We start from the raw sequence: 25,744 nt of genomic DNA, 5'->3' as shown, positions 1-25,744 counted from the left end.
GCATGGTGAGGCGCCGCGTGGGGACGCATCGCTCACGCCTCTCACGGACGCACCGCCCGCGCCGTTCACGGGCGCACCGCGCGCGCTGCTCACGGAGGCATCGTCCGCGGCGCATGGGGAAGCATCGCCCGCGGCGCTCCCGGACGCATCGCCTGCGCCGTTCACGGATACGCCGCCTTACGACGAAGGGGCGGCTTCCTCCGTCGTGCCGCTGCCCGTGCGCGGCGGGATGCGCTCGCCGCACGCGCGCCCCACGGCCGCCGCCACCGGCCGTCGACCCGGCCCGAGCGCTCAGGCGGCGGACACGGACGAGCACCCGAGTCCTCAGACGCCCGCCGCCGGTCCCGTGCGGGCAGCCGTCCCGGGTGAGCGGCGGGTGCAGGTGGGCGGGATCGGGGTGGACGCGCTCACCGAGGACGAGGTGGTCCGGTGGGTGGAGGCCGAGCTGGAGGCCGGGAGGGGCGGGCGGATCGTCACCCCGAACGTCGACATCTGCCAGGCAGCCGCCAAGGACCCCGCGCTCAAAGAGCTGGTGTGCACCGCCGAGCTGGTGGTGAGCGACGGGATGCCCCTGGTGTGGGCCGCCAGATTGCTCGGCACCCCGGTGCCCGAGCGGGTCACGGGCGCGGACCTCATCTGGTCGCTCAGCAAGCTCGCCGCCCGCCGCGGCTGGCCCGTCTACCTGCTCGGCGGCCCCCCGGGCGTGGCGCGGAAGGCCGCGGACGAGCTCACGAGTTGCCACCCGCGCCTGAAGGTCTGCGGGGTACACGCGCCGCCCTGCCACTTCGACGCCACCCCCGAGGGCAGCGCGAGGGTCCGGCGGAAGGTGGTGGCCGCGCGGCCGCGGCTGGTGTTCGTCGGGCTGGGTTTCCCCCGGCAGGACCGGCTCATCGCCGACCTGAGGGAGGAACTGCCGGAGGCGTGGTTCCTGGGCTGCGGGGCGGCGATCGCGTTCGCCGCAGGGACGGTCTCCAGGGCGCCGGGATGGATGCGCAGGACAGGGCTGGAATGGGCGTTCCGGCTGCTCTGCGAGCCGGGGCGGCTGGCGCGCCGCTATCTGGTGGACGACCTGCCGTTCGCGGCACGGCTGCTGGCCGCCTGCCTGGCCCGCCGGGTCAGGCCGTGAGGTCGCGTACGCGGGCGACATCCGAGGAGCTGAGCCCCCGGGCCGCGTCGTCCAGCGCCCGGCGGGAGTCCATGGGCCGGAAGGCCGTGCGTGACAGGCCCGACCAGGCGAACCCCGTCCCACCCCTGGACGGCCCCGTGCAGGCCCGCGCGATGCGGCGCTCCGCGGCAGGCGTCCAGGCCAGGCCCGCGTAGTCGTACAGGCGCCGGAAACCGCCCAGCGGGTCGGCGGCCAGCGACTCGTACGAGGTGAGGAGGATGCCGGGAGTGCGGGTCAGGACCGTACGGGTCGCCCGCCACAGCAGGGCCGCCTTCATGACGCGGTCCTGGGAGCCGACGAGGGCACGCAGCTCGAGCAGCTCGGGGTGGTCGCGCACCAGCAGCGGCTGCTCGAGCAGCTCGTGGAAGTAGACCGTCCACCCCAGCCGCTGCCAGCTCGCCACGAACGACACCGGATCCCGCAGCAGCGCGATCACCCGGCACCCGAGAGCAGCGGCGAACCAGCCGGCGCTCAGCACCGCGAACGGGTCGTCCAGCAGCGCCCGCCGCCGCGTCAGCCGGCCGAAGGAGAAGGCGGCGCCGTAGCGGAGCAGCCGGGCCAGGTCGTACGGGGAGCGGTTCGCGCGCAGCTCGGAAAGCCAGCGGTAGCGCAGGGCCACGGTGTCGCGGAAGGCAGGCAGCCAGTCGGCGGCGTTGTCGTCGCAGATGTACTGGAACCTGTGGGTCACTGAGGCCCTGAGCACCCCGGGGCAGCGGCCCGGCGGGTGCTGCGGGTTGAGCGGCTCGTTGACGTAGACCAGGTCGCCTCCGGCGGCGAGCATCTTGCCCGCCCAGCTCGTCCCGCTCCGCGGCAGGCCCGTCACCAGCACAGGAGCTCCCGTCACAGGACAGCCTTCGCGTTCATGGCCTCCACTCCGTGGAGGCGGCTCGGTCGCCGGGGAGCCGTCGCCTTCCCCCGTCACTCCGGTCGCTTCGCTCCCTGCGTTCCTCAGTCCAGGCGACGGCGCTCCCTCGCAGAGCGGTCAGGGTGTGGCGGCCGAAGGGGTGGAGGCCGTAGCGGTGGTGGAGCTGCCACAGCGGGAGGAGGTTTTTGACCAGCATCCCGCCCGACCAGCCGAGCACCGCCCCGAACGCCCCGTGGACGGGGATCAGGGCCACGTCCAGCGCCACCGTGCATATGATCGCCGCCACCAGGTTGAGCAGGCTCGTGCCCGTGTGTCCCGCGGCCGTCAGCACCACGTCCACCATCCCGCAGGCCGTGGCCACCATCATCGTGCCCGCCAGCACCAGCGCCACGGGCGCCGCGGACCCGTACGAGGGCCCGAACAGCCGTAGCAGCCACGGCGCCAGCGCCGCGTACGCCAGCCACACCGGCCACGTCAGCAGCACCAGCCAGAGCGTGGCGGCCTGGTACAGCTCCCCGGCCCTGGCGCGCTCCCCGTTCGCGAGCGCCGTGACCAGCCGAGCCTGTACGGCCTGCGCCAGCCCCTGGTTCGCCAGCTGCCCGAGCACCTTGAACCGGGTGGCGGCCGTGTAGACGGCGGCCTGCGCCGGACCTGCGAGCAGCGCGACGATCACGATGTCCAGCCGCTGGAACACGGCCTGGATGGCCCCCGCGACTGAGCGGGGAGCCGTGTGCCGCCACAGGTCGCGCGCCGTGCCAGGCAGGTACGGCGTGCGCGGCGCCCGTCCACGCAGCGCGGCCCAGGCCAGCACCATGGCCGGCACGTACGGCGCCCCCCAGGCCACCGGCAACCACGAGACCGCGTCCGTCGCGCAGATCACGGCCACCAGCACGAGCTGGGAGCAGGGCACCAGCACCCCGTCCACGAGCACCGTGGGCCGCATGGCCCCGAACCCGCGGGTGGCGGCCAGCAGCACATCGCCCACCACCATGACCGGCAGCACCGCGGCCACCGGACCCAGGCGCGGGTACAGCAGCACCCCCGCCAGGCAGGAGACCACCACGCAGGGCACCAGGGCCGCCCGGATATATCCGGAAATGCCGAGGTAGTCGTAGGTCTTCGCCCGCGCGATGAAGTACACGAGCCCGTTCCCCGCATCCAGCTTGGCGATCCCCGCCGCCATCAGCGTCAGCGCGGTCGCCGCGAAGAAGACGCCGGCGTCAGAGGGAGGGAACGCCCTGGTCACGACCATGACGAGGACGAACTGCGCAAAAGCCCCGAAGGCCGCCCCGGAGACCCCCGCGATCCCGCCCCGCCGAAGGCTCGCGGTCATCGCCGCCACGACGGCTCACCACCCAGCCACCGCACCAGCCGCGCGTCGTACGGCTCGAAGTGCTCCCGCAGCGCCCGCCCCAGCTCGCGCGGCACCGGCTGCGGCGAGGGACGCCCGTTGTGCCGCTCGAAGACCGGGTAACCGAGATGCGGCACGCCGAGGAACTCCAGCACCTGGTCGTACACGGTCTCCGGCTCGGCGAAGAAGCGGTGGCTGTCGAGCACCAGGATCCGCTCGCGCCCGACCAGCGTCTCCAGCCGGTCGAGCTGGTCGGCGTAGCGCCCGCGGGCCAGGTACGCGTGGTGCTGGTGGGAGTGGTGCAGGGAGAAGGGCGAGCCGCGCAGCAGCTCCTCGGCCCCGGCCAGCCGCGCCGGCTCGAGCTCGACCGCGGACTCGAAGTGCGACTCCGTCTCGAACCCCCTGGCCAGCTCGTGCGCGTGGGCCGAGCACGCCCGCTCCACCGGATCCCGGACCAGCACGATCAGCCGCACGCCGGGCAGGTCGGCCGCGATCCGCTCGCCGGCCAGCGGATGGAACAGGTAGTAGGGGGACGACTCGAAGGCCAGCGCCCGCGAGCCGTAGCGGTGCTCGACCAGCCCCGCGCTCATCCGCAGCGGAAAGTGCCCCTGATACCAGGGCAGTCCACGCCAGTAGCCGACGTCGAAATAGTGCACGCCCTTGTGCAGCACCGGCTTGAGCAGCAGCGGATGTTGCGCCAGCGCCCGGTACAGAGAGGTAGTGCCGGATCGCTGCGCCCCCGCGATCAGGAACGACGGCAGCACCCGCGCCCCCGACGTGAGCCGTCCCGTAGCGCGTGACAACGACAGCACCGACTGCTTCATCGCCCTCATGTGAGCAGCTCCTCGTGGTCGACGGCCGGATTGAGCCAGGTCTCCGGCGGGCCGAGCGGCGCGTGGCCGTCGGCGGCGTGCCTGTCGGCCAGCGCGATGAGGTAACGCACCGCGGTCTGCCTGGCCACCGCCGCCGACAACCCCAGGGGCGCGAGCTCGCGTACGGCCCGCGCCACGCACGCCCGCGCCGCGACCGGCGGGGCCATCGAGCGCAGCGCCCGCTGGAAGAAGTGGTGCACGAGGTCGAAGCCGTAGGGGACGCCGACCTCGTAGCGCTCCCAGTCCCACACCAGCAGCCGCCCGTCTGGGGACGGGCACATGTTCCAGGGCGAGAGGTCCCCGTGCCAGGCCGCGCACGGGCCTCCGGTGCCCGCGATCTCCTTGACCGCCTCGATCAACAGCGGACGGGGCACCCGGCCGCGCCGCACCGGCAGCGGCGAGAGCGCCAGCACCGCCAGCCCGCGCCAGACGCCGTGATGGAGCACCTCCGGCGCGGCGAACGTGGCCGGCGAGAGCCCGGCCAGCCGGTGCAGTGCCGCCGCCTCCGCGGTGATCAGCGAGCGCGCCCGCGCGCTGTCGCCGACCTTCACGAACGCCAGGCGCCGCCCGCCCGAACGGGCCTCCAGGATGGGCTTGCGGTTGGCCCGCAGCGCCGGGCGCACGTGCAGGACGGTCTCGACGGGCCGCCCGAAGACCTCGCTCAGGTAGGCGGCGATGGACCCCTCACCCGGCACCATGACCGAGGACCACGGATGCCACCAGCGGCGCGGCACCAGCCGCCGGGGCACGGCGGCGTGCGGCAGCACGGTGTACGGCCGGGGCGATCCCGGCCCCGGATACAGCAGCCGCACGGTCTCCGCGAGATAGCCGAGCCGGATGGCGGCGTCGTTCACGAGAGGTCTCCCAGATGGTTGCGCCACAGCAGGGCGAACGAGATGAGATACAGGCTGAGCGGCGTCACCAGCCCGTCGTAGATGAACATGTAGAGCAGCACCAGCCCCATCACCAGCACCCCGGCCAGCCCGATGGGACTGCGGTCACCCCAGTGGCGCCGGATCGCGCCCACGAAGAACGCCACGTAGAGCGCCGCCCCGGTGAACCCTTGCGTGATCATCAGCAGCCAGAGCTGTCCGTCGCTGCCCAGCGGCGGGTGGCCGCAGCCCTCGCACCACTGGGTCCTGCCCGTGGTGATCGTGCGATGGTTGCCCATGGCGTTGCGCGTGTTGCCGTAGCCGATGATCGGCGAGTGCGCGGCGGCCGCGACGGTGGCCGACACGGTGAAGGCCCTGATGTCGTTCGAGTGCGGCTTGTCCAGCCGCTGCGCGAACAGCGACGCGAGCGGGCTCAGCGCGAACACCGTCGCCGCCACCGCCGCCGCCCCGCAGAGCGCCATCCTGGTGCGGCCTCCGACCCGGACGATCAGGTAGACCAGGGCCAGGCCCAGGCCGATCCAGAGGCCCCGGTTGAGTGAGTAGACGATGGGGACCGCGGCCAGGGCGAGCACGGCCGCCACGAAGGCCTTCTGCCGCGGCCCGCCGTACACCCACCAGCCGACCACGAACCACACCAGCAGCACCGACGCGTTGCTGCCCCACGCGTTGGCCCACTCGTAGGGGGCCTCCGGCCGCGGCGAGGCGAAACCCAGCACCTTCTGCGTCTGGGCGGCGGTGGGGTGGATGAGGTTCTGGACGAACGAGTTGCCGGCCACCCAGTCGGGCAGCAGCAGCTCCATCGGCGAGGTGAACGCGAACGAGGGAAGGAACACGCCGAGCAGCCCGCCCGCGACCGTCGTGACGAACAGCACGCCGAGCATCCGCACCAGGCGCAGCTGCGGCAGCTCGCGCTCGGTCAGGTTGCCCAGGTAGAGCACCGTGATCAGGATGGCCACGTAGAGCGCCAGCCGCATGACGTAGCCGATCAGCCGGCCAGGACCGAAGTCGCCGTACGTGTCCGGCGGCATCTCCGTCAGCATCAGGCCGCTCACCAGGTAGCCGGCGAGCAGCAGCAGCCACAGCCCGAACCCGCGCGGCACCCTGATCGGCCGGCGCCGCCACAGCACCATCGCCATCGGCACCGCCAGCACGATCACCGACAGCCCGCCGAACCCCAGCGCCCACCACACCGGATAGCCGACGAGCAGCGCCGTGATCGGCCACACGGCCCCCCTCACGTCGGCTGGCCGGGGCGCCGCGGGTGCATCGCCTGCATGGGCGTGGTCTCGGCCACCTCCAGCTCACCGGTCGCGACCAGCTTGCCGAGCGGGGTGTGCGTGCGCGGCTCGAGCAGGGGCACGAACAACGGCAGCGCGTCGGTCGCCGTCACCACGCCGATGATCGGCACGTCATGCCTGCCCAGCTGGCGTACGGCGGCCGTGACCTGGTCGGAGGTGGCCCGGCCGAGACCGACCAGCAGCAGGGCCGCGTCCGCCCTGGCCAGATCGCGTACGTCGGAGCCGTCGAGCACCGTCAGCGGCACGCTGACGGCCACCGGGTCGGCCCGCGTCGAGTCGCGCAGGCCGGCGGGCAGCGCCTTGACCAGCAGCCGCTTGCCTGGGCACGCGGCGACCAGGGCGCAGGCCAGCTCATGGGCCACGCCCGGCTCGCGCGGGCTCGACAGGTCGCCCAGCACGGGCAGGCCGGTCAGCCGCCCGACGTCGGCGGCCGTGCGCAGCCGCCTGTCGAGCCGGTCGCGGACGTAGGCGGCGGCCGAGCCGGCCAGCAGCCCGGCCATGAGCCCGGTGCCGAGGTAGAGCGGCAGGCTGGGGGAGGCGGGCGCGGAGGGCGGCGTGGCCTGGCTGATGACCGTGCCGGGGGTCACCGCGACCGTCCTGAGCGCGTCGTACTTCAGCGCGAGCCCGGCGGCCTGCCGGTTGAGCACGCTCTGCCGCTGGGCGGCGATCGCGTGCTCGGCACTGCCCTTGGCCAGTCCGCCGAGCTGCTTGATCACCGTGTCGATGGCCGCGTTGACCTGCTTGAGCTTGGCCAGCACGGCCCGCTGCTGCTCGCCCAGGGCGGCCAGCGTGCTCTCGCGGCGGTTGGCGAGGTATGCCTCTGCGTACGCGCGGGACTGGGCTGCCGCGACCTCGGCGTCGGAGGCGGTCACCGAGATCCACAGCACCGCCGAGTTGGGCGGCACCGAGACCTCGGCGGCCTCGGGGCTGTCGACACCCAGCGTCTTGGCCGCCCGCGTCGCGACCACGGCGGACTGTGCGATCTGGGCCTCGGTGTCGAGGTTGAGCGGCTCGCGCTGGCGGCTGGTCACCTGGTTGGCCGGCTCCTGCGCGCCGACCGGCATGACCAGCACCTGCGTGGTCGCGGTGTAGGAGGGCGGCGTGAGCCGCATGAGCGCGAGGCCGGCCGTGCCGCCGAACACGAGGCAGCCCAGCAGGAGCAGCCATCGCCTGCGCAGCAGCGAAAGGTGCTCGTCCAGGTCCGTGCCGGAGCTCATGGGGGAGGGTCTCCTGGAAATGCGTCGAGATGTGCGCCCACTATATGGCGGACGATTATCAGCCAAGCCGAATACCCAAGATTTTCTCCAGTACGGGCACAAGGTAAAGCCGTCTATGAATTGAAATGTCCGGAAATTCTGCGCGGTCTTGTTCGCTGTGAGCTGGAGAGACTCGGCACACTGGCTGAAGTTCCAGGAATGACATGGCAAGGTTCAGGTTTGATAGGCGGGGGTCATTCGACGAGGGGGTTGAAAGGCTTTGCAGCTACGGGGAATTTCTCATACCACCACGAACGCCGCGGTCATTCTGGTCGTTGTCGCGGTGCTGGCCGCCTGCTCCACGGCCGAGGGCTCCAACACGCGGGCGCCCGTAGCGGTCAAGGACGCCTCGGGCTCGCCGTCATGTACGGCGACCTCCAGGCTCATCCCGTCCTGCGGCGCCTGGTGGGGCATCGCGCCGGAGGTCTTCACCGGCGCCCAGGTGGAACACGCCCTCCGCGGCGCGGAGGCGCGCATGGGGACCTCCGCCGACGTGGTGCACGTCTACCACCGGGGCAGCGAGCTGTTCCCCACCGACGCGGAGATCAGGATGGCCCGCGACCCCGCCAGGCCCCGGCTGCTCATGATCAACTGGAAGCCGTCGCTCGACCGCACCTGGGCCGACATCGCCGACGGGGCGCTCGACGCCAGGATCGACCGGCTGGCCGGATACCTCAGGCGCACCTTTCCCGAGCGGTTCTTCCTCACCCTCCACCACGAGCCGGAGAACGACGTGGACGCCGCGTCGGGCTCGGGCATGCAGGCCACCGACTACGCGGCCATGTTCCGGCACGTCGTGCTCAGGCTCCGGGCCGAGGGCGTGAAGAACGCGGTCATGGTCATGACCTACATGGGGGCGCCCAACTGGGCGGCGGAGCCGTGGTTCGAGGACCTCTACCCGGGTGACGACGTGGTCGACTGGGTGGCCATGGACCCGTACGCCGACGGGCGGGTGGAGGACTTCGAGGGCCTGGTGAACAAGACCCGCAAGGAATATCCGGACTGGCCGGGGTTCTACCGGTGGATGCAGGCGCGCTTCCCCGGCAAGCCGGTCATGGTGGCCGAGTGGGGGGTGTTCGAGCGGGCGGAGGACCCGGCGTTCAAGCGGGCGTTCTTCGAGTCGGTGCGGCGGCAGATCAAGCGATATCCGCAGATCAAGGCGCTGCTGTACTTCGACTCGCCGCACGCGCCGCGTGGCAACACCAGCTTCGACACCGGTACGGGAGCGAGCCGGGCGTTCAGCGAACTGGCTCGAGATCCTTACTTCCGCTCGACGCCCGTGCCGAGGCCGTGACTATGGCCTCCACTCCGTGGAGGCGGCTCGGTCGCTGGGGAGCCGTTGCCTTCCCTCGTCGCTCTGGTCGCTACGCTCCCGCCGCTCCTCAGTCCAGGCAACGGCGCTCCCTCGCACCCGCCGCCCCACGACCGTGATCACGCCGGCAGCCACGAGAGCCCAGACGGTGAGCGTGTTGCTCACGTCGAGGAGCTTGAGTGCGGAGGCCAGCAGGACGATGGCCAGCAGCGCCCTGATCAGGCCGCCGGGGGCGCGCGAGGAGATCCTGGCGCCGAGGTAGACGCCCGGGATCGAGCCGATGAGCAGCGACAACGTGAGGTCCAGCTGGAAGTCGCCGAACAGCACGTGCCCGAGCGCGGCGGAGGCGACCAGCGGCACGGCCTGTACGAGGTCGGTGCCGACGAGCTGGTTGGCCTCGAGCGCCGGGTAGAGGGCGAGCAGGGCCACGATGATCAGCGATCCGGATCCGACGGACGAGACGCCGACGACCAATCCGCCTACCGTACCGACCAGTAGGGTCGGAATTGGGCGCACGACGATCTCGTGCGCGCTCGACGTGCCGCCCCGTCCGCCCAGCCAGCTCTTGAGCGCCATGCCCGCCACGGCCAGCAGGAGCGCCACGCCGAGCGCGTACTTGACCGCGTCGGTGACCGCGAACGCGCGGGCCAGGAACACCCCGCAGAAGGCAGCCGGCACCGAGCCCGCGCACAACCAGCCGACCAGGCGCAGGTTGACCGTGCCCCGGCGCAGGTGCACGAAGCTGCCGACCGGCTTCATCACGGCCGAGGCGACCAGGTCGCTGGAGACCGCGGCCAGCGGCGGGACGTTGAAGAACAGCATCATCATCGGCGTCATGAGCGCCCCGCCGCCCATCCCGGTCAGCCCGACCACGATCGCGACGAGGAAGGACCCGCCGATCAAGGCAAAATCGATCAACGAACCCATCCTCCGGACTTCAGGGCCCCCAGCACTTGGGAGACGGCCGTGTCGATCGAGATGTGCGTGGTGTCGATCACCAGGTCGGCGTCGTCCGGCTCCTCGTAGGGATCGGAGATGCCGGTGAACTCGGGGATGAGCCCGGCGCGGGCCTTGGCGTACAGGCCCTTGCGGTCGCGCCGCTCGCACTCCTCCAGCGGCGTCGCGACGTGCACGAGCAGGAAGTCCGCCCCGACCGACTCGACCATCTCGCGCACCTCCTCGCGGGTGGCCGCGTAGGGGGCGATGGGCGCGCAGATGGCCAGGCCGCCGTGGCGGGCGGCCTCGGCGGCGACGAAGCCGATGCGGCGGATGTTCAGGTCGCGGTCGGCCTTGGAGAACGTCAGGCCCTTGGACAACAGGTGGCGTACGACGTCGCCGTCGAGGTAGGTCACCGTGCGGGTGCCGAGCTCCAGCAGCGCGTCACGCAGGCCGCGGGCGATCGTGGACTTGCCGGAGCCGGACAGGCCGGTGAAGAAGACCACGAGGCCCCGGCGGTGCGGGGGACCGGGGATGTGCACGGGGTCGGGCCCCGCCAGGTGCTCGGTGGCGCCGTAGGCGGTGGCGACGTGCTCGCGCAGCTCCAGGTCGATCTCGGGCTCGTCGCGGGGCGCCAGGGGCACGGAGACGACGATCGTGTCCTCGGGCAGCTTCTCCTTGGCGCGGAGCGCGGCGCGTACGACCGCGGGGCCAGGCTCGCCGTACGAGAGCGGGAGCAGCATGATCACCGCGTCGAGCTCCTTCGCGGTGGCGACGATCTCGGAGAGGTCGTCGAGAGGGCCCCGCATGGTGACGGCGAGCGCGGGACGGTCGCCGAGCTCGGCCTTGACCTCGGCCGGAGTGCGCCGCAGGCGCGCGAACGGGCCGTGCTCGGGCGCGCCGAGGCCCTTGACGGGGCCGGAGGTCAGCCCGTCGGGCTCGCGGGCGCTCACCGTGAGCGCGGCCAGCGGCAGGCCCTCCGGGTCGAGCAGCGTGACCTCGTCGCCGGGCGAGACGTCGGCGGGCAGGTGGAGCGTGACGGGCGCGGGCCACGGGGTGCCGTCGGCGAGCGTGCCCTGCTCGTGCACCGCGTGGAGGTCGTCGTGGCCGAGGAACCCGGTCAGCGGCTCGAACGCGCCGGACAGCAGCAGCTCGAGATCGGCCAGCTCACGCGTGTCGGGGGTCCACTCCACGTCTCCAACATCCCAACTATTCCGATTGAATTGGTAGGGAAGGAGTCTACCGATTGATGCAAGTGTGTCGCTAGAGGAGCCGGGCGAAGTGATGCTGAGGCTTCCTGATCACCATGGTGATCTCGTCGTGGGTGGCCGGGTAGCGGCCGTTGGTCAGCTTGGCGACCGCGGCGGCCGCGGCGCCGGCGATCTTGCGCCTGCGTGCGGGACCGCTGGTGTTCCGCTGGTCCTCGGTGATCATGAGGCCGCGGCTGAGGCAGAACGCGTGCATGCCGTCGCTCGAGGCCAGCGGCTCGTACACGGCCGGGAACGGGCCCGGCGTGCCGGGTGCGACGCACAGGCGCCACAGCGGGCGGCGCAGCCACGACGGCGTGATCCGGTCTAGCAGGCCGTAGGCGGACCTGCGGTCGCGCATGCGCAGCAGCACCAGGCCGCCTGGGCGCAGCGACTGCAGCAGCCGGTCGAACACGAGCTCCGCGTGCCTGACGCGCTCCAGCAGGAACGACACCTGGATCACGTCGTACGACCTGGGCGGCAGCGGCACGGAGCGCAGGTCGCCCAGCGACCACGACACCAGGTCGGCACGCTCGCCCAGCACGGCCCTGATCGAGGGGTGGTCCTCGTCGACCCCGGTGACCCTCGTCTCGATCCGCTCCAGGACGAGCGGCTCGTCGTGCGCGCAACCGGCGACGAGCACGTCGAGCCGCCTGCCGAGCAGGCCGGCCCAGTGCTCGCGGACCCGCTGACCGAAGAGATCGCCTCTTTGGGCGATCGATCGCACCTCAGACATGTCACCTACAGTAATCAATCGATCCGAATCAGTAAGGCATTTCCCTGCTAGCGTCCTGGCACGTGAGCGATGAGGTCTATGTGGGGAACGCCGGTGTCGACGCGGCCGCGGACCGGGGCTGGCTCCTGGGCCATTTCAAACCCCTCGGAGATCCAAGACACAGCGAAGAGGTGGAGATCAAGTGGGGCGTGCACCCGCCGGGCGACGAGCGGGCGGAGTGGGTCAGGGGCGAGGCGCGCACCGCCCTGCTGGTGCTGATCAGCGGCAGGTTCCGGGTGGAGCTGCCGGGCCGCAGCGTGCTTCTGTCCGAGCCCGGTGACTACGTGGTCTGGGGGAAGGGCGTCGACCATTCGTGGCGCGCGGAGGAGGCCTCGACCGTGCTCACCGTGCGCTGGCCCTCCGTGCCTGGTTATCGGATCGGTTAAGGGGCGCCGGCGAGTACCCTTGGAGAGGACCCCCGCGACCTGACTCGGCCGGGGGTAGTCGTGTTGCCGTCGTGGGGCTGTGGGCGTATCTGATGAGTCTTTCCGGGCTACTTGACCTTGTTCGCGCCGACCCGAAGTTGACCGCCGCTCTCGAAGAGGGCGGCGACGTCGCGCTGATCGCGCCTTCCGCGCTGCGGCCGTTCGGCGTGGCCGCGCTGGCCACGCACGACCAGCGGACCGTGCTCGCGGTCACCGCCACGGGGCGTGAGGCCGAAGACCTCGCCGCGGCCCTGACCAGCCTCATCGAGCCCAGCTCTGTGGCGGTGTTCCCGGCGTGGGAGACGTTGCCGCACGAGCGGCTCTCGCCGCGCAGCGACACGGTGGGACAGCGGCTGGCGGTCCTGAGGCGGCTGGCCCACCCCATCAAGGGCGACGCCGCGGCAGGGCCGCTCAGCGTGATCGTGGCGCCGGTGCGGGCGCTGCTGCAGCCGATCGTGAAGGGCCTCGGCGATCTCGAGCCGATCAGGCTGCGCGCGGGCGACGACGCCGACCTCGAGGACGTCGTCGACCGGCTCGTGACCAACGGTTACCACCGGGTCGACATGGTGGAGAAGCGCGGCGAGGTGGCCGTGCGCGGCGGGCTGCTCGACGTGTTCCCGCCGACCGAGGAGCACCCGCTGCGGCTGGAGTTCTGGGGCGACACGGTCGAGGAGATCCGCTGGTTCAAGGTGGCCGACCAGCGCTCGCTCGAGGCCGCGGAAGGCGGGCTGTTCGCGCCGCCGTGCCGGGAGCTGCTGCTGACCGACGAGGTCAGGGCCAAGGCGCGGGAGCTGGCCGAGCAGTATCCGCCGCTGGCCGAGGTGCTCGACCAGCTCGCCGAGGGCACGCCGGTCGAGGGCATGGAGGCGTTCGCGCCCGTGCTGGCCGGGGAGATGGACCTGCTGCTCGACCACCTGCCGGTGCGCTCCGCGGTGTTCGTGTGCGACCCCGAGCGGATCAGGGGGCGGGCGGAGGAGCTCGTACGCACCTCGCAGGAGTTCCTGGAGGCCTCCTGGATCAACGCGGCGGCCGGCGGCGAGGCGCCCATCGATCTGGGCGCGGCGGCGTTCCGCACGCTGGAGGAGATCCGCGACCACGCCGACGTGCTGGGACAGCCGTGGTGGACGATGGCGCCGTTCGGCGGCGGGGTCGAGCTGGACGCCCAGGACTCCGAGGCCTACCGGGGTGACACCGCCAAGGCGCTGGCCGACATCAAGGGCTGGCTGGCCGACGACAAGGCCGTCGTGCTGCTCAGCGAGGGCCACGGGCCCGCCGAGCGCATGGTGGAGCTGCTCAAGGGCGTCGACGTGCCCGCGAGGCTCCAGCAGTTCCTGGACAAGGCGCCCGAGCCCAAGGTCGTCCACGTCACGACGGGGCTCATCGAGCACGGCTTCATCACCCCCACCCTGGCCGTGCTCACCCATCTCGACCTGGTCGGGCAGAAGGCGTCCACCAAGGACATGCGGCGGCTGCCGTCGCGCCGCCGCAACATGGTCGACCCGCTCCAGCTCAAGGTCGGCGACCACGTGGTGCACGAGCAGCACGGCGTGGGCCGCTACATCGAGATGGTCCAGCGCACGGTCCAGGGCGCCACCCGCGAATACCTGGTCATCGAATACGCCAAGGGCGACCGCCTCTACGTGCCGACCGACCAGCTCGACGAGGTCACCCGATACGTCGGCGGCGAGGCGCCCACGCTCAACCGCATGGGCGGCGCCGACTGGGCCAAGGCCAAGTCCCGCGCGAAGAAGGCGGTCAAGGAGATCGCCGGGGAGCTGATCAGGCTCTACTCGGCCCGCATGGCCTCGCCGGGGCACCCGTTCGGGGCCGACACGCCGTGGCAGCGGGAGATGGAGGACGCCTTCCCGTACGCGGAGACGGGCGACCAGCTCGAGGCCATCGACGAGGTCAAGCGCGACATGGAGCGCGGCGTCCCGATGGACCGGCTGATCTGCGGCGACGTCGGCTACGGCAAGACCGAGATCGCGGTGCGGGCGGCGTTCAAGGCGGTGCAGGACGGCAAGCAGGTGGCCGTGCTGGTGCCGACGACGCTGCTGGTGCAGCAGCACATGTCGACGTTCACCGAGCGCTTCTCCAGCTTCCCGGTCACGCTCAAGCCGGTCTCCCGCTTCCAGACCGACGGCGAGGTCAAGGGCACGCTCGAAGGGCTCAGGTCGGGCGCGGTCGACGTGGTGATCGGCACGCACCGGCTGCTCAGCCCCGAGGTCAGGTTCAAGGACCTCGGGCTGATCATCATCGACGAGGAGCAGCGGTTCGGCGTCGAGCACAAAGAGGCGATGAAGCACCTGCGTACGCAGGTCGACGTGCTGGCCATGTCGGCCACGCCGATCCCGCGCACGCTGGAGATGGGCCTGACCGGCATCCGCGAGATGTCCACGATCCTCACGCCGCCGGAGGAGCGGCACCCGATCCTCACGTTCGTGGGGCCGTACGAGGAGAAGCAGATCGGGGCCGCGATCAGGCGCGAGCTGATGCGTGACGGGCAGATCTTCTTCGTGCACAACCGGGTGGCCTCGATCAACCGGGTGGCCGCGCGGCTGCGCGAGCTGGTGCCAGAGGCGCGCATCGCGGTGGCGCACGGGCAGATGAACGAGCACCAGCTCGAGAAGATCATGGTGGGCTTCTGGGAACGTGAGTACGACCTGCTGGTCTCCACCACGATCGTCGAGTCCGGGCTCGACGTGCCCAACGCCAACACGCTGATCGTGGACCGGGCGGACAACTACGGCCTGTCCCAGCTCCACCAGCTGCGCGGGCGCGTCGGGCGAGGCAGGGAGCGCGGTTACGCGTACTTCCTCTACCCGCCGGAGAAGCCGCTGACCGAGACCGCCCACGAGCGGCTGGCCACGATCTCGCAGCACACCGAGATGGGCGCGGGCATGTACGTCGCGATGAAGGACCTGGAGATCCGCGGCGCGGGCAACGTGCTGGGCGCCGAGCAGTCCGGGTTCATCGCGGGCGTCGGTTTCGACCTGTACGTGCGGCTGATGGCCGAGGCCGTGCAGGAGCAGAAGGCCAAGCTCAACGGCGCCGAGGTGCAGGAGGAGCAGCAGGACGTCAAGGTCGAGCTGCCGATCAACGCCCACATCCCGCACGACTACGTCACGTCCGAGCGGCTGCGGCTGGAGGCGTACAAGCGGATCGCGGCCATCGCCACCCCCGCCGACATCGACGAGGTGCGCGAGGAGCTGACCGACCGCTACGGCAAGCCGCCCGCGGAGGTGGAGAACCTCCTGGAGGTGGCCAGGTTCCGGATCAAGGCGCGCAAGGCCGGGCTCACGGACGTCACGCTGCAGGCCCAGAACATCAAGTTCGGTCCTGCCAGGCTGAGGGAGTCGCAGCAGGTCCGGCTCGACCGGCTCTACAAGAAGGCGATATACAAGCAGGCGGCCGAGACGCTGCTGGTGCCGGTCCCCAAGACCAAGCCGCTCGGGGGGCAGCCACTACGCGATCTTGACCTGCTCAAATGGTGCGGTGACCTGGTCGAGGCGCTGTTCCTCGAGCCAGCGCGGGTAAGCTAGCGGCGGTTTTCGGTCGGAAAGGGACGCACGTGAAGTCGATACGAGTGGCTGTGGCCGCCGCGGCGGTGGGCATCGCCCTGACCGCCTGCTCCTCCCCCATGCACGCCGGTGCCGCGGCCGTGGTGGGGAGCGAGCGCATCTCGACGAGCCAGCTCACCGCGGACGCGGAGGCGTACAAGGCCGCGTTGAAGAAGAACAACCTGGACGAGACGGCACTCGGCGTGCCGGTCACCCAGTACGTGCTGCAGCGGCTGGCCGACATCAGCGCGGCCAGGCAGTTCATGGCCCGCCGCAACGTGCAGGTGACCGAGAAGGAGATCGACGCCAAGCTCCAGGATCCCGGCCAGTACCAGAACCCCGAGATCAACCTGCTGGCCATGGGCGTCGCGCCGACCTATGCCCGCGAGTACGCGCGCACGACCGTCGGGATGACCAAGCTGCAGCAGGCGGCCGGACAGGGCGGGACTGACCAGCTGCGCAAGGAGTTCACCGAGATCAAGACGACCTTCAACCCCCGCTTCGGCGTGGTGAACCCGGCGCCGTCGCAGGAGAACCCGGCACTGTTCATCGACACGGGCAGGTTCGGCAAGGCCGCTTCCAAGCAGGCGCAGCAACAGCAGCAGGGCTGAGTCGTGCCGCTGATCGTCGTCACCACCTCGCCCAGGGTCGCGCCGGGCCTGCTGAGCCACCAGGCCTGGCAGGCGCTGCGCTCCGGGCCGGTGCTGACCGGCTCAGCCGCGCATCCGCAGCTCCCGTACCTGACGGAGGCCGGCGTCACGGTCGAGGTCGCGGAGCCCGATCCGCGAGGGCTGGCGGTGCGGGCGGTCGGCGAGACCGTCGTGTGGCTCGCCTCGACGTCCGAGAAGGAGTCCGAGGACTTCATGCGCGCGGTGGGGCACGCCGCGATCGCGCTCGATGAGCCGCCGCTGATCGAGGTGGTGCCGGGCTCGTACGACCTGCCAGGGGGCCGGGTGCTCGACCTGGTGGCGGTCATGGACCGGCTGCGCACCGAGTGTCCGTGGGACCGCAAGCAGACGCACGAGTCGCTGGTGCCCTACCTGCTCGAAGAGGCGTACGAGGTGCTGGAGACCATCGAGCAGGGCGACTACCCGGCGCTTCGGGAGGAGCTGGGCGATCTGCTGCTGCAGGTGGTCTTCCACGCGCGGGTGGCCGACGATTTCGACATGGACGACGTGGCCGCCGGGATCGTGGAAAAGCTCGTCCGCCGCCATCCGCACGTCTTCGGCTCCGTACGCGCGGAGAGCGCCGACGAGGTCAACGACAACTGGGAAGCGATCAAGGCGGCCGAGCGGGCGGCCAAGGGGCGCGAGTCGGTGCTCGACGGCGTGCCCATGGGGCAGCCCGCGCTGTCGCTGGTCGCCCAGCTCCTGCGCCGCGCCTCCCGCGCCGGCGCGCCCGACTCGCTGGCGTCCGCCGTGGGGCAGGGGGTGGCTCGCGAGCTCTTCGACCTGGTCCGCCGCGCCGCCGAAGGCGGACTCGACGCCGAGGCCGAGCTCCGCGCCGCGGCGCGCACGTACCGAGACCGCGTCCACGCCTGGGAATCCGCCTGACACGTCGGGCTTCACCAGGGCACGGGCATGACCGTGCGGTGTTGGCGTGCGGACGTACCGATAGGCTCTGATGGCATATTGCCTTTCCGATTTAGGAGCGCATCCCGTGGCAACCATCGAGGTCGTATACGCCCGCGAGATCCTTGACTCCCGAGGCAACCCCACGGTCGAGGTCGAGGTGGTGCTCGACGACGGCAGCACCGGCCGCGCGGCCGTGCCGAGCGGGGCGTCCACCGGCCAGTTCGAGGCGGTCGAGCTGCGTGACGGCGGCAAGCGCTATGGCGGCAAGGGCGTGGAGAAGGCCGTTCTCGCCGTGACCGACGAGATCTTCGAGGAGATCAACGGCATCGAGGCCGAGGACCAGCGCATCATTGACCAGATCATGATCGACCTGGACCGCACGCCCAACAAGGCCAAGCTCGGCGCCAACGCCATCCTGGGCGTGTCGCTGGCCGTCGCGAAGGCCGCCGCCGACAGCGCCGACCTGCCGCTCTTCCGCTACGTCGGCGGGCCCAACGCCCACGTGCTGCCCGTGCCGATGATGAACATCCTCAACGGCGGCGCCCACGCCGACACCAACGTCGACATCCAGGAGTTCATGATCGCGCCGATCGGGGCGGAGACGTTCCGTGAGGCCGTGCGCATGGGCACGGAGGTCTACCACGCGCTCAAGAGCGTGCTCAAGGAGAAGGGCTACGCCACGGGCCTGGGCGACGAGGGCGGCTTCGCGCCCAACCTGCCGTCCAACCGCGACGCGCTCGACCTCATCCTGGTCGCCATCGAGCGGGCCGGCTACGTGCCGGGTGACGACATCGCTCTCGCGCTCGACGTGGCCGCCTCCGAGTTCCACAAGGACGGCGTCTACACGATCGACGGCAAGGGCCTGTCGGCGCAGGAGCTGATCGCGTTCTACGAGGACCTGGTCGCCAACTACCCGCTGGTCTCCATCGAGGACCCGCTCGACGAGGAGGACTGGGCCGGCTGGAAGGCCATCACCGAGGCGCTCGGCGACAAGGTGCAGCTCGTCGGCGACGACCTGTTCGTCACCAACCCGGAGCGGCTCGAGCGCGGCATCAAGGAGGGCACGGCCAACGCCCTGCTGGTCAAGGTCAACCAGATCGGCACGTTGTCGGAGACGCTCGACGCCGTGGACCTGGCCCACCGCAGCGGCTACCGGTGCATGATGAGCCACCGTTCCGGCGAGACCGAGGACACGACGATCGCCGACCTGGCCGTCGCGGTCAACTGCGGCCAGATCAAGACCGGGGCCCCGGCCCGCTCCGACCGCGTGGCGAAGTACAACCAGCTGCTGCGCATCGAGGAGCTCCTCGACGACGCCGCCCGCTACGCGGGTCGCGGCGCGTTCCCGCGTTTTCGGCGCTAGTTTCGCGAGGGAGCGCCGTCGCTTTCCTCGCCATGGAGGGAGCGTAGCGACCGGAATGGTGAGGAAAGCGACGGCTCCCCAGCGACCGAGCCGCCTCCGCGGAGCGGAGGCCATAAGCAGGGGTGTGGAGTAGTTGGCGAAGAGACCGCAGTTGACCGGGCGGGCCGCCATCCTGGCCATCGTGGTGTGCGCGATCGCGATGAGCCTGGCCTACCCCGTGCGCGAGTACATCAGCCTGCGCCGCAGCATCGCCGAGCTGCGGGCGGAGAAGGCCAGGGTCGAGGCGGAGAAGCAGTCGCTGCTGGAGCGCGACCGGCAGACCTACGATCCCAACTGGATCAAGAAGACGGCCAAGGAGCGGCTGTTCTACTGCGGGCCGGGCGAGAAGTGCTACGTGGTGATGGAGCGGCAGCCGACCAAGGAGCAGGCGGCCGTGCAGCAGCAGCCGGCGGTGCCGCCGTGGTACCAGACGCTCTGGGAGTCGGTGGAGGCCGTCGACAAGGGCACGGGGCGCCGGGCCGTGACGGGGAAGGAAAGCGTTGGACAGTCCTGAGCGCAGGAGCTCGGCCCGAGAGAGCGAGGGACGAGCCAACGAGGGCCGAAGCGGGCGCGACCATGAGCGCGACGTCGAGGCCGTGCGACGGCAGCTCGGGCGGCCGCCCAGGGGGCTGCGCGCGGTGGCGCACCGCTGCCCGTGCGGCAACCCCGACGTGGTGGAGACCGCGCCGCGGCTGCCCGACGGCTCGCCCTTCCCGACTCTCTACTACCTGACCTGTCCCAAGGCGGCCTCGGCCATCGGCACGCTGGAAGGCTCGGGGCTGATGCGGGAGATGCAGGCCAGGCTGGCCACCGACCCCGAGCTGGCCGCCGCCTACCGGGCGGCGCACGAGGACTACGTCGCCAGACGCGACAAGGCCGCGCAGGAGGAGGGCCTCGAGCCGCTGCCGCGCGACATGCAGAGCACCGGCGGCATGCCGCTGCGGGTCAAGTGCCTGCACGCGCTCGTCGCGCACGAGCTGGCGGCGCCCGGAGTCAACCCGTTCGGCAGGGAGGCGCTCGACGCGCTCCCCGAGTGGTGGAGTGACGGACCATGCGTGTAGCCGCCGTGGACTGCGGCACCAACTCCGTGCGACTGCTCGTCGCCGACGTGGGCGACGATCTCATCGACGACGTCGAACGGCGCATGGAGATCGTACGCCTCGGCCAGGACGTCGACAGGACCGGCAGGCTTGCCCCCGACGCCTTGGAGCGCACGTTCAAGGCCATGCGCGCCTACCGTGAGCTGATCGACCGGCACGGCGCCACCAGGACCCGCGTGGTGGCCACGAGCGCGACCAGGGACGCGACCAACCGGCAGGAGTTCGTGGACGGGGTCCGCGAGATCTTCGGGGTCGAGCCGGAGGTCGTGCCGGGGGCCGAGGAGGCCGAGCTCTCGTTCGTCGGCGCGACCAAGGGCCTGGTGCGACTGTCGCCCGAGACCGAGATGCCGCAGGGGCCGCTGCCCCCTTACCTGGTGGTGGACATCGGGGGCGGGTCCACCGAGTTCGTGGTCGGCGCCGAGCACGCCGAGGCCGCGCTGTCGGTGGACATCGGCTGCGTACGCCTGACCGAGCGGCACCTGAAGGACGCCGGAGACCCGGCTTCCGCGCCGGCGCTGGAGGCCGTGGTGGCCGACATCGAGGCGGCGCTCGACCGGGTCGAGGCGGAGGTGCCCGTCCGGCGGGCTCGCACGCTCGTGGGCCTGGCGGGCTCGGTGACGACGGTCGCGGGCATGGCGCTCGACCTGCCTGCCTACGATTCGTCCAGGATTCACCACTCCCGGATTTCCGCCGGGCAGGTTCACGAAGTGACGCGGCGATTGCTCGCGATGACCCATGGTGAGCGTGCCGAGGTGCCGGTCATGCATCCGGGAAGGGTCGATGTGATTGGCGCGGGGGCGCTAATACTTGACCGGATCGTACGACGTTTCGCGTTTTCCCAGGTCGTGGTCAGCGAGCACGACATCCTTGACGGCATTGCATGGACAATCGCCCGATAACTGAAGAAATCCGGACATTTCCGGTACATGTCATGAGTTGAGTGTGCAATCAGTATTGTGATTAGGTAAAGAGGCATTACGGGGGCTTTGTCATATCGCTGTGCACGAAAGGTGCTGGCGTGGCAACCGTTCCCGAGCGCGTACCTTCCCTCACGGAATGGAGCACTCTCACATGAAGTCTGTTGGGTTAGCACGCAGGGTGGCGGCGTTCGGCGCGTCCGCCGCGGTGCTGGCCGCCATGGCAGCGGGCCTGGTCGCCAGCCCCGCCCAGGCGGCGACGAAGGCCAAGCCCAAGGTCTCGGTGGCGACGCCTTACGCGTCGGACCGGGACTACGAAGGATCCTGCCCGGTCACGGTCAACTTCGCGGCCAAGGTCAAGGTCACCGCGGTCAAGAGCAAGACGAAGGTGGTCTACCGCTGGCTCCACGGCGACGGGTCCAAGGGCAGGATCAAGTCGTTCACGCTCACGGGCAAGGGCACCAAGTGGGTGACGGTCAAGCAGTCCATCACCTTCAACGAGGACGTCGAGGGCTGGGAGGCCGTCCAGGTCCTCGGTCCGCGGAAGGTCACCTCCAAGAAGACCTACTTCTCCGTCACCTGCCAGGAGCCGAAGGAGGTGCGCTCGCACCTCGACCCGCGGGTGTCGGCCCGCGCGTGGGCCAGCCCCGACTCGTACGTCGGCCCCTGCACCCCCGGCGACAAGATCGACTTCGTCGGGCTGATCCAGGCCAACACCCCGAGCTGGGTCCGTTACCGCTGGGTTCTCAACGGTGACGTGGTCGACTACGGCAAGGTCAAGGTCTACGACTCGCGCAAGGTCTACCTCGGCATCTCGCCGCGTCACAGCCAGCGCGGCTGGGCGCAGCTGCAGATCCTGAGCCCCGACGGCACCTCCTCCAACCGGGCCTACTACCGGGTCTGGTGCAAGGACGAGGCTCCGGACGCCAGGGTCTCCGCCTCCGCCTCGGTGTCGACCACCTCGGCCTGCACGCTCAACGCCATGGGCACCATCACCTCGACCGGTCGCGCCCGGGTCTCCTACACCTGGTCGCTGAACGGCAAGACGGTCTCCAGCGGCACGGAGTACTTCGGCTGGAACGGCGGCACGGAGAGCGTCGAGTCGTTCTCCAAGGCACTGACCGGCGATGACGCCAAGGGCGGCTCCGTGACGCTGTCGATCACGGGTCCGAACAACAGCGCCACGATCACCAAGTCCTACGCGCCCTGCGCGACGCCGACCCCGACTCCCACCCCCTCCGCGGGGTGACCGAGGTCGCGTGACTGACTGAGAACCGGGCGGCACCCTCGGGCGCCGCCCGGTTTCTTGTTGCCACTACTTCGCTTTGCACAGTAGTGTTCTTTCCGTGGATCACAGCCAGCTTCTCAAAGGCGTGCTCGACCTCGCCGTGCTCGCCGTGCTCAACGAGCGCGACGGCTACGGATACGACGTGGTGCGCCGGCTCAGGGAGGCGGGCCTGGAAGAGGTGGGCGACGCCTCGGTCTACGGCACACTGCGGCGCCTGTTCAAGGCCGGGGCGCTGACGTCATACGTGGTGGCCTCCGACGAGGGGCCGCACCGCAAGTACTACGGGCTCAACGAGGTCGGCAGGGACATGTACGCCGCCTCGGCCAAGACGTGGGCCTCTTTCTCGGCCACCATGGCCTCCCTGCTCAAGGAGGGACAAGCATGACCCCCGACCAGTACGCGCAGGCCGTACGGGATGCCCTCGCCGGCCACCCCGACCGCGAGGAGCTGCTCGAAGACCTCGACGACCACCTGGCCGAGATCGCGGCGGAGTCGGATCTGCCGCTGGAGGACCGGCTCGGACGGCCGGAGGTCTACGCGGAGGAGCTGGCGGCGGCCTACGGAGACCGGCCTGAGAGCCGCAGGAAGCGCCGTCGCAGCCCTCGGGCGTGGGTGCTGGGCGCGCACACCAGGCTGATGCACCAGGGCCCGTACCGGAGCTTCGTGGGCTTCCTGCCGGAGCTGCGGCCCGGATGGTGGGTGCTGCGCGGCTACCTGCTGGCCATGCTGCTGCTGGCGGTCACCGGCGAGGGCGGGCTCGTCCCCGGGAACGTCGCGGGCTGGGCCCTGGTCGCGGCGGGCGTGTGCGCCTCGGTCTGGCTCGGCAGGCGGCGCAGGGGGCGGCTGTCCACGGGGCTCATGGCGGCGCTCAACCTGGTCGCGGCGCTGACGTTGTTCGCCGGGATGATCTCGGCCAGTGAGCACGGCCCGGACCCGGCGACCGTCGCCATGGTGGCGCCCCAGCAGGTGTGGGTGGATCCGGCGTCGTCCAACGAGGGCGTCTACAACATCAAGCCCTACGCCAAGGACGGCACCCCGCTGGCCGACGTCTACCTCTACGACCAGGACGGCAAGCCGCTGACCACCAACCCCGAGGACTACGGCTACACGGTCGACCGGTCGTGCGGCGAGCCCATACTCAACCGCTACCCGCTGCCGCTGATCGAGCAGACCGTGGAGGACACGGAGGGCGCCGCCAAGGCGGCTTCGTGCCCGACTCCCACGCCCAGCCCGACACCCAGTCCGACGCGGGGCAAGTGATCGGGCACCATCGGTGTCATGAGCTTCGTACCTCCTGGCACCGGCTGGCCTGACGACCCGGCGACCGCCGACACCCCGGTCGCGCTCGACCCCGCGGACGTGCGCCGCCTCGCCGCCACCAGTGACACCCTCGCGGAGCTCACGGCCCGGCAGTCCGTCTGCCGTACCTGTCCCCGCCTGGTGGAATGGCGCGAGCAGGTCGCCGACGTGAGGCGGCGCGCGTTCGCGGACCAGACGTACTGGGGCCGTCCGGTCCCCGGCTGGGGTGACGAGCGGCCGCGGATCCTGATCGTCGGGCTCGCGCCGGCCGCGCACGGCGGCAACAGGACCGGACGGATCTTCACCGGTGACCGCAGCGGCGACTGGTTGTTCGCCTCGCTGCACCGCAGCGGCCTGGCCGCGCAGGAGACCAGCACGCACGCGGGCGACGGGCAGCGGCTCATCGGCGCGCGGGTGCTGGCGTCGGTGCGTTGCGCCCCGCCCGCGAACAAGCCCACGCCCGAGGAGAAGGCCGCGTGCTTCCCATGGATGGCGCGCGAGGTGCAGCTCGTCGCGCCGTACGTGCGGGTGGTGGTGGCGCTCGGCGGCTACGCCTGGCAGGCCGTGTGGCCCGCGCTCAAGGACGCCGGTTACGAGCTGCCGCGCAGCAGGCCGCCGTTCGGGCACGGCGTCGAGGTCGAGGTCCGGTACGCCGGCGCGCCCGTCACGCTGATCGGCTGCTACCACCCCAGCCAGCAGAACACGTTCACCGGCCGCGTCACCGCCCAGATGCTGGACGACATCTTCACCAGGGCCAGGTCACTGGCTGTGTGACGCGTTGCACCACCCCCGGATTGGATTCATCAAGTGCGCTTGACGTAAGCTTGTGAATGCTTTCACAAGCACTCCACGAGGGATGGGGCCTCAGGATGAACAAGCACATCTTGATCGTCGGCGGTGGATACGTCGGCCTGTACACAGCGCTCCGGCTGCAGCGCAAACTCCATCGGGAGCTGCGCGGCGGCGAGGCACGCATCACGATCATCGACCCCCAGTCCTACATGACCTACCAGCCCTTCTTGCCTGAGGCGGCTGCGGGTAACCTCTCACCCAGGCACATGGTGGCGCCGCTGCGGCGGATCCTGCCCAAGGTGCAGATACTCAACGGCACGGTCACCAAGATCAACCACTCTGAGCGCACTGTCACGTTCCAACCGGCCGAGGGCGCCTCGCGGCAGGTGTCCTACGACGTGATCGTGATGGCGGCCGGATCGATCTCGCGCACGCTGCCCATCCCCGGCCTCACGGACATCGGCATCGGCTTCAAGACCGTGGGCGAGGCCATCGCGCTGCGCAACCGCGTGCTGTACCTGCTCGACTTGGCGGAGTCGACCGACGACCCAGAGGTGCGGCGCAGGGCGCTCACGTTCGTCGTGGTCGGGGCAGGGTTCGCCGGCGTCGAGGCGCTCGCCGAGCTGGAGGACATGGCCAAGCACTCGACGCGCTACTACCGCAACATCAGGCCGTCGGACATCCGCTGGGTGCTCGTGGAGGCAACCAAGCGGGTGCTGCCCGAGGTCGGCCCCGAGATGGGCAAGTGGACGCTGGAGCAGCTGCGCGAGCGCGGCATCGAGGTCAAGCTCGAGACCCGGCTGGAGTCCTGCGTCGGCGGCCACGTGATCCTCTCGGACGGCTCGGAGTTCGAGGCGGAGACGCTCGTGTGGACCGCGGGCGTCAAGCCCAGCCCCGTCGTGAACGACAGCGACCTGCCGCTCGACGAGCGTGGCCGGATCAAGGCCACCGCCATGCTCACGGTCGCCGGCGTCTCCGGCGCCTTCGCGGCCGGCGACGCCGCAGGGGTGCCCGACGTGACGAACCCCGGCCAGTTCTGCGCCCCGAACGCGCAGCACGCCGTCCGGCAGGCCAAGGTGCTGGCCGACAACATCGTCCGTCACCTGCGCGGACAGCAACTGGTCGAATACCGCCACAAGTATGTCGGATCGGTCGCCGGTTTGGGCCTTCACCAAGGCGTCGCCAATGTCTACGGCGTCAAGCTTCGCGGATTCCCTGCGTGGTTCATGCACCGCACCTACCATCTGTCGCGGGTGCCGACGCTGAACCGCAAGGTCCGCGTCGTCGTCGACTGGACCCTGGCCCTGTTCTTCAAGCGGGAGACGATCTCGCTGGGTGAGATGGAGCACCCGCGTGAGGACTTCAAGGCCGCGGTCGCGACGACCCGCCGCTAGCCCAGGCAAGGCAGCGCCCCGGC

Annotated in this window: 24 protein-coding genes; 15 read left to right on the top strand and 9 right to left on the bottom strand. The window is 70.8% G+C overall.

All coding sequences use genetic code 11. The annotated features are described in order from the left end of the window. The first annotated feature begins 205 nt into the window (after nt 1–205). Nucleotides 206–1,126 carry a WecB/TagA/CpsF family glycosyltransferase gene (locus tag ACIBVN_RS20955; RefSeq protein ID WP_397138689.1) on the top strand — a complete coding sequence of 307 codons (921 nt, stop codon included), beginning with the start codon at nt 206–208 and terminating at the stop codon, nt 1,124–1,126. Here the strand turns inward: ACIBVN_RS20955 and ACIBVN_RS20950 are convergent. From ACIBVN_RS20950 to ACIBVN_RS20925, 6 genes are read right to left on the bottom strand one after another with little or no spacing between them, the layout of a single operon-like run. Beyond that, nucleotides 1,116–2,009 carry a sulfotransferase gene (locus ACIBVN_RS20950; protein ID WP_397138687.1) on the bottom strand — a complete coding sequence of 298 codons (894 nt, stop codon included), beginning with the start codon at nt 2,007–2,009 and terminating at the stop codon, nt 1,116–1,118. The two genes, ACIBVN_RS20955 and ACIBVN_RS20950, sit on opposite strands and share 11 nt — an antisense overlap. A 16-nt stretch (nt 2,010–2,025) precedes the next feature. After that, on the bottom strand, nt 2,026–3,363 hold the full coding sequence (locus tag ACIBVN_RS20945) for a lipopolysaccharide biosynthesis protein (protein WP_397138685.1): 1,338 nt from the start codon (nt 3,361–3,363) through the stop codon (nt 2,026–2,028). Further along, on the bottom strand, nt 3,360–4,214 hold the full coding sequence (locus ACIBVN_RS20940) for a sulfotransferase family protein (protein WP_397138683.1): 855 nt from the start codon (nt 4,212–4,214) through the stop codon (nt 3,360–3,362). The genes ACIBVN_RS20945 and ACIBVN_RS20940 overlap by 4 nt, the downstream gene beginning before the upstream one ends. Then, nucleotides 4,211–5,107, bottom strand: a complete 897-nt coding sequence (locus ACIBVN_RS20935) for a hypothetical protein (RefSeq protein ID WP_397138681.1) — start codon at nt 5,105–5,107, stop codon at nt 4,211–4,213. The genes ACIBVN_RS20940 and ACIBVN_RS20935 overlap by 4 nt, the downstream gene beginning before the upstream one ends. Then, entirely contained in the window at nt 5,104–6,372 is a 1,269-nt protein-coding gene (locus ACIBVN_RS20930; protein ID WP_397138679.1) for a hypothetical protein, read from the bottom strand. The genes ACIBVN_RS20935 and ACIBVN_RS20930 overlap by 4 nt, the downstream gene beginning before the upstream one ends. A gap of 8 nt (nt 6,373–6,380) precedes the next feature. Beyond that, nucleotides 6,381–7,661, bottom strand: a complete 1,281-nt coding sequence (locus tag ACIBVN_RS20925) for a Wzz/FepE/Etk N-terminal domain-containing protein (protein ID WP_397138677.1) — start codon at nt 7,659–7,661, stop codon at nt 6,381–6,383. A gap of 259 nt (nt 7,662–7,920) precedes the next feature. Between ACIBVN_RS20925 and ACIBVN_RS20920 the strand changes: the two genes are divergently transcribed. Continuing rightward, complete coding sequence (locus tag ACIBVN_RS20920; protein ID WP_397138675.1) at nt 7,921–8,994, top strand: glycoside hydrolase family 26 protein; 1,074 nt, start codon at nt 7,921–7,923, stop codon at nt 8,992–8,994. Here ACIBVN_RS20920 and ACIBVN_RS20915 read toward each other — a convergent pair whose 3' ends face one another. The 3 genes from ACIBVN_RS20915 to ACIBVN_RS20905 form a co-directional block, all read right to left on the bottom strand. Further along, nucleotides 8,995–9,930, bottom strand: a complete 936-nt coding sequence (locus ACIBVN_RS20915) for a sulfite exporter TauE/SafE family protein (RefSeq protein ID WP_397138673.1) — start codon at nt 9,928–9,930, stop codon at nt 8,995–8,997. Further along, nucleotides 9,927–11,141, bottom strand: coding sequence for an adenylyl-sulfate kinase (cysC, locus tag ACIBVN_RS20910; RefSeq protein WP_397138671.1), 1,215 nt, complete (start codon nt 11,139–11,141; stop codon nt 9,927–9,929). The genes ACIBVN_RS20915 and cysC overlap by 4 nt, the downstream gene beginning before the upstream one ends. Nucleotides 11,142–11,211: 70 nt before the next feature. Next, on the bottom strand, nt 11,212–11,931 hold the full coding sequence (locus tag ACIBVN_RS20905; RefSeq protein ID WP_397138669.1) for a class I SAM-dependent methyltransferase: 720 nt from the start codon (nt 11,929–11,931) through the stop codon (nt 11,212–11,214). 62 nt (nt 11,932–11,993) lie between these two features. On the opposite strand from ACIBVN_RS20905, the gene ACIBVN_RS20900 reads away from it, so the two are divergent. The 13 genes from ACIBVN_RS20900 to ACIBVN_RS20840 all read left to right on the top strand — a co-directional run bounded on the left by ACIBVN_RS20900 (nt 11,994) and on the right by ACIBVN_RS20840 (nt 25,721). After that, the gene (locus tag ACIBVN_RS20900) at nt 11,994–12,356 is read left to right on the top strand and encodes a signal peptidase I (protein ID WP_397138667.1); all 363 of its coding nucleotides are present in this window, start codon (nt 11,994–11,996) and stop codon (nt 12,354–12,356) included. Between the two features lie 92 nt (nt 12,357–12,448). After that, nucleotides 12,449–15,937: a transcription-repair coupling factor gene (gene mfd / locus ACIBVN_RS20895; protein WP_397138665.1), complete on the top strand. Its 3,489-nt coding sequence runs from the start codon at nt 12,449–12,451 to the stop codon at nt 15,935–15,937. 29 nt (nt 15,938–15,966) lie between these two features. Beyond that, nucleotides 15,967–16,566 carry a hypothetical protein gene (locus ACIBVN_RS20890; RefSeq protein WP_397138663.1) on the top strand — a complete coding sequence of 200 codons (600 nt, stop codon included), beginning with the start codon at nt 15,967–15,969 and terminating at the stop codon, nt 16,564–16,566. Nucleotides 16,567–16,569: 3 nt separating this feature from the next. Continuing rightward, nucleotides 16,570–17,508: a MazG family protein gene (locus tag ACIBVN_RS20885; RefSeq protein ID WP_397138661.1), complete on the top strand. Its 939-nt coding sequence runs from the start codon at nt 16,570–16,572 to the stop codon at nt 17,506–17,508. 106 nt (nt 17,509–17,614) lie between these two features. Then, on the top strand, nt 17,615–18,892 hold the full coding sequence (eno, locus tag ACIBVN_RS20880) for a phosphopyruvate hydratase (RefSeq protein WP_397138660.1): 1,278 nt from the start codon (nt 17,615–17,617) through the stop codon (nt 18,890–18,892). Between the two features lie 133 nt (nt 18,893–19,025). Next, the gene (locus ACIBVN_RS20875; protein WP_397138658.1) at nt 19,026–19,445 is read left to right on the top strand and encodes a septum formation initiator family protein; all 420 of its coding nucleotides are present in this window, start codon (nt 19,026–19,028) and stop codon (nt 19,443–19,445) included. Nucleotides 19,446–19,527: 82 nt separating this feature from the next. Beyond that, complete coding sequence (locus tag ACIBVN_RS20870; protein WP_349448621.1) at nt 19,528–19,992, top strand: DUF501 domain-containing protein; 465 nt, start codon at nt 19,528–19,530, stop codon at nt 19,990–19,992. Beyond that, complete coding sequence (locus tag ACIBVN_RS20865; protein ID WP_397138657.1) at nt 19,983–20,930, top strand: exopolyphosphatase; 948 nt, start codon at nt 19,983–19,985, stop codon at nt 20,928–20,930. The genes ACIBVN_RS20870 and ACIBVN_RS20865 overlap by 10 nt, the downstream gene beginning before the upstream one ends. Before the next feature lie 172 nt (nt 20,931–21,102). Beyond that, nucleotides 21,103–22,197, top strand: a complete 1,095-nt coding sequence (locus ACIBVN_RS20860) for a hypothetical protein (RefSeq protein ID WP_397138655.1) — start codon at nt 21,103–21,105, stop codon at nt 22,195–22,197. A gap of 97 nt (nt 22,198–22,294) precedes the next feature. Further along, the gene (locus tag ACIBVN_RS20855) at nt 22,295–22,621 is read left to right on the top strand and encodes a PadR family transcriptional regulator (RefSeq protein ID WP_397138653.1); all 327 of its coding nucleotides are present in this window, start codon (nt 22,295–22,297) and stop codon (nt 22,619–22,621) included. Then, nucleotides 22,618–23,496 carry a hypothetical protein gene (locus ACIBVN_RS20850; RefSeq protein WP_397138652.1) on the top strand — a complete coding sequence of 293 codons (879 nt, stop codon included), beginning with the start codon at nt 22,618–22,620 and terminating at the stop codon, nt 23,494–23,496. Before ACIBVN_RS20855 ends, ACIBVN_RS20850 begins: the two co-directional genes overlap by 4 nt. An 18-nt stretch (nt 23,497–23,514) precedes the next feature. Next, nucleotides 23,515–24,309 (top strand): uracil-DNA glycosylase, encoded by a 795-nt coding sequence (locus tag ACIBVN_RS20845; RefSeq protein ID WP_397138650.1) that lies wholly within the window; start codon nt 23,515–23,517, stop codon nt 24,307–24,309. Between the two features lie 95 nt (nt 24,310–24,404). Beyond that, nucleotides 24,405–25,721 (top strand): NAD(P)/FAD-dependent oxidoreductase, encoded by a 1,317-nt coding sequence (locus tag ACIBVN_RS20840; protein ID WP_349448390.1) that lies wholly within the window; start codon nt 24,405–24,407, stop codon nt 25,719–25,721. The last annotated feature ends 23 nt before the right edge of the window (nt 25,722–25,744 follow it).

This window comes from Nonomuraea sp. NPDC049400 (assembly GCF_044466425.1).
Lineage (GTDB): Bacteria > Actinomycetota > Actinomycetes > Streptosporangiales > Streptosporangiaceae > Nonomuraea.
Note: the sequence above shows the minus strand (reverse complement) of the source record. Positions and strands in the feature narration are given on the sequence as shown.

Excerpts from the sequence above, each read along its gene's own strand:
- ACIBVN_RS20925 (WP_397138677.1), bottom strand. The coding sequence starts at position 7,661 with ATGAGCTCCGGCACGGACCTGGACGAGCACCTTTCGCTGCTGCGCAGG.
- ACIBVN_RS20905 (WP_397138669.1), bottom strand. The coding sequence starts at position 11,931 with ATGTCTGAGGTGCGATCGATCGCCCAAAGAGGCGATCTCTTCGGTCAG.
- ACIBVN_RS20860 (WP_397138655.1), top strand. The coding sequence starts at position 21,103 with ATGAAGTCTGTTGGGTTAGCACGCAGGGTGGCGGCGTTCGGCGCGTCC.
- ACIBVN_RS20865 (WP_397138657.1), top strand. The coding sequence starts at position 19,983 with ATGCGTGTAGCCGCCGTGGACTGCGGCACCAACTCCGTGCGACTGCTC.
- ACIBVN_RS20940 (WP_397138683.1), bottom strand. The coding sequence starts at position 4,214 with ATGAGGGCGATGAAGCAGTCGGTGCTGTCGTTGTCACGCGCTACGGGA.
- ACIBVN_RS20845 (WP_397138650.1), top strand. The coding sequence starts at position 23,515 with ATGAGCTTCGTACCTCCTGGCACCGGCTGGCCTGACGACCCGGCGACC.
- ACIBVN_RS20850 (WP_397138652.1), top strand. The coding sequence starts at position 22,618 with ATGACCCCCGACCAGTACGCGCAGGCCGTACGGGATGCCCTCGCCGGC.
- ACIBVN_RS20945 (WP_397138685.1), bottom strand. The coding sequence starts at position 3,363 with ATGACCGCGAGCCTTCGGCGGGGCGGGATCGCGGGGGTCTCCGGGGCG.
- ACIBVN_RS20840 (WP_349448390.1), top strand. The coding sequence starts at position 24,405 with ATGAACAAGCACATCTTGATCGTCGGCGGTGGATACGTCGGCCTGTAC.
- mfd (WP_397138665.1), top strand. The coding sequence starts at position 12,449 with ATGAGTCTTTCCGGGCTACTTGACCTTGTTCGCGCCGACCCGAAGTTG.